Raw genomic sequence first — 2,178 nt, forward strand, 5'->3', positions numbered from 1 at the left:
CGCCTCGATGATCTGCTGCCGTGGGCCTACGCCACTGCGCCAGACCTCAAGGCCGTGGCCTGAGAACAGCGCTTACAATGGAGCGAAATGGCGAGACGGCACGAGGGGCATGCTGGCTGAGCGCCGCTCTGCCTGACCGCCTTGGGCCATGCCTCCAGGAACCGCCACGACGGTTCGGTGCGTCTTGTTGCCGGGGCACTCCCGAACGGAATGGAAGCACAGCATCTCCAGCATGGATCGCTTGCGCTATTCAATTCCCTTCGGGAACCTCAAACCCTGACACCGCCTAGAGCGGCAGGAGTATGCCATGTAGATCGTCCTCAATCGGCATTTTGGGGTGCTGAGGCCTCTTCACCGGCGGGGATCGCGGTAGGGCTCTTGGTCGTTGAAGATCCTTCGAACGCACTGCTCCCATCCGGTTCAGGAGCTAACGGGGATTGCTGAAGAAGGTGTCCTCTGCCGCTAGATCAGCAATCAGCTGCGCCAAGGTTTGGGCTGCGGACAGCAGCTCCTGCCGCTCATCGTCTGTGAGCTGCCCGATCGGAGCACTCCAGCGCCGATCCAACACAGGATTTTCAACCTCAGCCGTTTGCAGCGAAGGCCCGTTCTCGTCCCAGCTCACGGTTAGCTTCGGCATAGCGTAAGTCCCTAAGTTGTCGCCCCCAGCCGAGCTGCCGAGAATCACTGAAACTACTTGCAGCACGAACTGCCTTCTAGCGTTATTCCCTGATGAGTAGTCATGACCCCGAATGTGGTTTTACGGTCCATGCAATATTCGAGCCCGTGGGCCGCCCTCGAAGATGAATTGATCGTGTGAGACATCGCGCCGCCTCGATCGCGGCCACGTCGATCTTTCTCATGTCCATCATCGCCGCGAAGGCGCGCTTGGCTTCATCGCCGCCGGCCGCCAGCGCTTCCGTGAGGACGCGTGGCGTGATCTGCCATGACACGCCCCACCGGTCCTTGCACCAGCCGCACGCGCTCTCCTGGCCGCCGTTACCCACGATGGCATTCCAGTAGCGGTCGGTCTCAACCTGATCATCGGTGGCGATCTGAAACGAGAAGGCGTCATTGTGCTTGAACACGGACCCTCCGTTGAGGCCGAGACAGGCAACGCCCGCAACGGTGAATTCAACCGTCAATACGTCACCCTCCTTACTGGCCGGGTAGTCACCGGGGGCACGGTGGACGGCAAGAACAGCGCTATCTGGAAACGTGTCGGAGTAGAAGCGCGCAGCAGCCTCAGCGTCCTTGTCGTACCACAGGCAGATCGTATTCTTTGCCATAGCCTTTTCCCTTCGTCTCAAAGGCGACAATCTGGCTATTCTCGACCCAAGCTCTTCCGAAATGGTTAGCATACAGCCCGTCTCTATTACAGATGGGTCCGTCCCGATCAGGCAGGGTCAGGCGAAGGCTGAACCAAACCACAGGACCAGGAACGCCATCAGGACGGCAACGGCGCCCCACTCTGCGGGGTTCAAGTTGAAGGAGGGGGCAGGGGATCGGGTGCTCTTGCTCATCGTCGGTTCTGGCCTGTCAGGAGTTCCGCTATGTCCCGATGAGGGTGCGAGGCGGCTTCATGCTCATGGTCGATCGATAAGCTTTTGTACGCCGTCCGGCTGTGCCGGAGAACACATGCTGCCGTGCTGACTGCCATTCGGGTGGAGTTCCCGACTGGGACAACAAGAGGCGGGATTGCGCTCACCACTTGTAGGCGTCAGTAATGCTTGTAGGTCCACTACGAGTCATACCTAGAAATTGCAGGCGCCTTGAGAAGGTCTGCTGCTCCACGCTCGAGCAGATGGTCCATAGACCGAATGATCGAACATCAGACTATTCAGGCTTGGCCAAGGCTATGCCGCTTCAAACACCAGTTTCCTAGCACGTCTCCACGCGCTGGTATGGGGGTGTCCCGCCATGAGACTGCTCAACCATGTGCTCGTAGTGCTACTGTACCTTATTCTCCCATCCCCAGTTGTAGTGCTGGTGGTCTATGTGGCTACAGCCTTCTTGCCAGACATGATGGACCTGCCACGGCTACTTTGATCTGGTCAGCCCCTCTGTGAGCTTCGGTAGATCCTTGGTCAACCAAGCCACTACCTCATCGTTCGTCCTGAGGTGATCGGGCAGAGGGATGAACGAAGTATCAGTGTCGTGAATGGCCGCTTGGTCCTTTGC

At 58.6% G+C, this 2,178-nt stretch carries 1 protein-coding gene and 1 pseudogene; both read right to left on the reverse strand.

Going from position 1 to position 2,178, the window contains the following annotated elements; all coding sequences use genetic code 11:
• Nucleotides 1–427: 427 nt before the first annotated feature.
• Nucleotides 428–637 carry a hypothetical protein gene (locus JKG68_RS33100; protein WP_210346521.1) on the reverse strand — a complete coding sequence of 70 codons (210 nt, stop codon included), beginning with the start codon at nucleotides 635–637 and terminating at the stop codon, nucleotides 428–430.
• 184 nt (nucleotides 638–821) lie between these two features.
• Nucleotides 822–1,286: pseudogene (locus JKG68_RS32000) on the reverse strand (VOC family protein); the annotation flags it as partial.
• Nucleotides 1,287–2,178: the final 892 nt, after the last annotated feature.

This window comes from Microvirga aerilata (genome assembly GCF_016743775.1).
In the GTDB taxonomy this organism is placed as follows: domain Bacteria; phylum Pseudomonadota; class Alphaproteobacteria; order Rhizobiales; family Beijerinckiaceae; genus Microvirga; species Microvirga aerilata.

What these genes read in the sequence shown, in the direction of transcription:
- JKG68_RS33100 (WP_210346521.1), bottom strand. Translation starts at nt 637, where the DNA reads ATGCCGAAGCTAACCGTGAGCTGGGACGAGAACGGGCCTTCGCTGCAA.